2 protein-coding genes and 1 pseudogene are annotated in these 3176 nt (G+C 70.9%); 2 read left to right on the top strand and 1 reads right to left on the bottom strand.

The features are described 5' to 3' along the window. Both FPZ41_RS45860 and FPZ41_RS45855 read left to right on the top strand, forming a co-directional pair. Positions 1-227 (top strand): annotated as a pseudogene (locus tag FPZ41_RS45860) (amino acid deaminase); the annotation flags it as partial. 27 nt (positions 228-254) lie between these two features. Further along, positions 255-1877 carry an N-acyl-D-amino-acid deacylase family protein gene (locus FPZ41_RS45855; protein ID WP_322621582.1) on the top strand — a complete coding sequence of 541 codons (1623 nt, stop codon included), beginning with the start codon at positions 255-257 and terminating at the stop codon, positions 1875-1877. 63 nt (positions 1878-1940) lie between these two features. On the opposite strand, the gene FPZ41_RS45850 is transcribed toward FPZ41_RS45855, so the two are convergent. Beyond that, a complete protein-coding gene (locus FPZ41_RS45850) occupies positions 1941-2906 on the bottom strand; it encodes a trypsin-like serine peptidase (protein WP_152870765.1) in 966 nt (321 codons plus the stop codon). Positions 2907-3176 lie beyond the last annotated feature (270 nt).

Genomic DNA, 3176 nt, shown 5'->3' with positions numbered 1-3176 from the left:
GGGCGGCCGGGCCGGCCGGGGCCGAGCATCCCGCCACCGGCATCACGGTCACCGCCCTCTCCGACCAGCACGCCTGGATCGGCACCACCCCCGAGGCGGACCTCCAGGTCGGCGACTGGCTGGCCCTCGGTCTCTCCCACCCCTGCACGTCCTTCGACAAGTGGCAGCTGATCCCCGTGGCCGAGGCGGACGGCACGGTCGTCGACTACGTCCGCACGTTCTTTTAGAACTTCCAGGACTTTCAGGAGGCGTTCGTGGAGGACCTCGTCATCCGTGACGCGGACGTGGTGGACGGCACCGGCGGCCCCTCGTACCGCGCCGATGTCGTCGTCGACGGCGGCCGGATCGTCTCGATCGTGCAGGAGGCCGCCGCGGCCGGCTGCCAGCGCCCACGTGCGACACGGGAGCTGGACGCCGAGGGCCTGGTGCTCTCCCCCGGGTTCGTCGACATGCACGCCCACAGCGACCTGGCCCTGCTGCGGGACCCCGACCACAGCGCGAAGGTCGCGCAGGGGGTCACGCTCGAAGTGATCGGCCAGGACGGCCTGTCGTACGCACCGGTCGACGACCGCACCCTCGCCGAGGTCCGCAGGGCCATCACCGGCTGGAACGGACACGGCGACGACATCGACTTCACCTGGCGGTCCGTCGGCGAGTACCTGGACCGCCTCGACCACGGCTTCGACGGCGAGGGCATCGCGGTCAACGCCGCCTACCTCATCCCCCAGGGCACCGTGCGGATGCTGGCCATGGGCTGGGAGGACCGCGAGCCGACGCCCGAAGAGCTGGACCGGATGCGGCAGTTGGTGGCCGACGGGATGCGGGAGGGCGCCGTCGGGATGTCGTCCGGGCTGACGTACACGCCCGGCATGTACGCGAGGGACGCCGAACTCACCGAGCTGTGCCGGGTGGTCGGGGAGCACGGCGGCTACTACTGCCCGCACCACCGGTCGTACGGCGCCGGAGCGCTCCAGGCGTACGAGGACATGGTCGCCCTCACACGGGAGGCGGACTGTCCGCTCCATCTCGCCCACGCCACCATGAACTTCGGTGTGAACAAGGGCCGGGGAGCCGAGCTGCTGTCGCTGCTGGACGACGCGCTGGCCGACGGCGCGGACATCACCCTCGACACCTACCCCTACACCCCGGGCTGCACGACCCTCGTGGCCATGCTGCCCAGCTGGGCGAGCGAGGGCGGCCCGGAGGCGATCCTCGCGCGACTGGAGGACGAGACGTCCGCCGAGCGCATCCGGCACCACATGGAGGTCGTGGGCGCCGACGGCTGCCACGGCGTCCCCATCGAGTGGGACACGATCGAGATCTCGGGAGTGACGGACCCGGCTCTCGCGCCGTACGTCGGCCGGACCGTCCAGCAGTCCGCCGACGAGCGCGGCGAGGCCCCCTGGACCACCGCCCGCCGGCTCCTCCTCACCGACCGGCTCGGCTCGACGATCCTCCAGCACGTGGGCCACGAGGAGAACGTCCGGACGATCATGCGGCACCGCGTCCACACCGGCGGCTCCGACGGCATCCTGCGGGGCGCCAAGCCCCACCCCCGCGCGTACGGGACGTTCCCGCAGTATCTCGGCCGTTACGTACGGGAGTTGGGGGTGCTGTCGCTGGAGGAGTGCGTCGCGCACCTCACCTCGCGGCCCGCGGCCCGGCTCGGGCTCGCCGACCGGGGGCTGGTGCGCGAGGGGTACCGCGCGGATCTGGTCCTGTTCGACCCGGCGACCGTGGCCGCCGGGTCGACGTTCGAGGAGCCGCGGGCGCTGCCCATCGGCATCCCCTACGTGCTCGTCGACGGCCGGTTCGCGATCGAGGACGGCCGCCGGACGGACGTGCTTGCGGGGCGGGCGGTGCGCCGGGCCCAGTGACCAGGGCCCTTCTGACGACCGGTGACCGCTCGCCCCGCACGACGGTGTGCGCGCCTCCTGCCTCTACGGCTTGGGCAGGACGCAACCGCTCGCGCTCAGGTCGAGCTTGTTGCCGACGCCGAAGCAGGCGGGTATCTGGTAGGTCTCCTGGGCGTAGTTGATTCCCTGACGGACGGTCACGTTGCCGCTCGCGTCGACCTCACAGGGGTTGTTGAGAGTGCAGCGCCCGCCGTCCTCGTTGCCCGTGTTGTTGACGGCGACCACCTTGCCGGTGGCGTCGTCGACGACGGGCGAGCCGGAGGTGCCGCCGATGGTGTTGCAGGCGGAGGTGTAACGGACCGAGTCCTTCCAGGTCCAGTCGCCCTCCTTCAGGCGGTACGCGAACCCGTCGACGTTGCAGCTGTAGATCCGCTTCCAGTAGCCGGAGACGACGCTGATGGCGGTGCCGGCCGTGGGACGCGCGTTGTTGAGGGTGAGCGCGTCGATGCCGTACGAGCTCTTGATCTGCGCGTACGTGCTCGTGAGCTGGTACAGCGCGACGTCCGTGTCCGTCATCGTGCCGTACGAGATCTTGCTGGCACGGAGCGTGGCGACACGGGTGCCCGCGGAGTTGAGCAGGCCGAAGGTACGGCTGGACGCCTGGTCGACGATGACCTCACCCGCTGCCGGGAACCCGGACTCCAGACAGTGGCCGTTGGTCATCACGAGCGCCGGGTCGTTGTCCGCGGAGGCGGGCATCCGGACGACGGAGCCGGAGCAGTTGTTGAGCGCGACGGTGCCGGCGAAGTTGACGGCCTGGGCGGACGGCTGGGTGATCCGGCCCACGGTCTCCGTGGCGGACGTGACCAGGTCCGAGACCGTGGACGTGATCGAGTCCGTGCTCGTGCCCGTGTCCGCGACCTTGCCCACGGAGGCCGGGGCAGCCGGGGCGGCCGGGTCGGCCGCGGGCGCGCCGGCGGCGACCGCGGGCGCCGCGCCCGCTCCGGCCAGCGCCAGGGCGAAGACTGCGGCGACGAGAGGTTTTCTCATGTGGGGTCCCCTCTTACGACGTGGGTGACGGAGACGGAAGAGCTCCGATCACCGCGGTTTTGTCATGCGCATTGTGAGGGGCGCGGAATGGGCGAGCAAGGAGGTGTTTCCGGACGCGCGACACTCCCAAGGGCCGTACAGCCGACCGCCCATGGATCATGATCGGGGCAACTGGCGCACGGATGCCCCCACTTGGGCCCTTCTTGAGCTCCTTGCCGCAAGGACTCCACCGGATCTCCTCATGGGGGTGGATTACGCAACGGGTGGGGC

Origin of the sequence: Streptomyces acidicola (assembly GCF_009377235.1) — a bacterium.
In the GTDB taxonomy this organism is placed as follows: Bacteria; Actinomycetota; Actinomycetes; order Streptomycetales; family Streptomycetaceae; genus Streptomyces; species Streptomyces acidicola.
Note: the sequence above shows the minus strand (reverse complement) of the source record. Positions and strands in the feature narration are given on the sequence as shown.

Excerpts from the sequence above, each read along its gene's own strand:
- FPZ41_RS45850 (WP_152870765.1), bottom strand. The coding sequence starts at position 2,906 with ATGAGAAAACCTCTCGTCGCCGCAGTCTTCGCCCTGGCGCTGGCCGGA.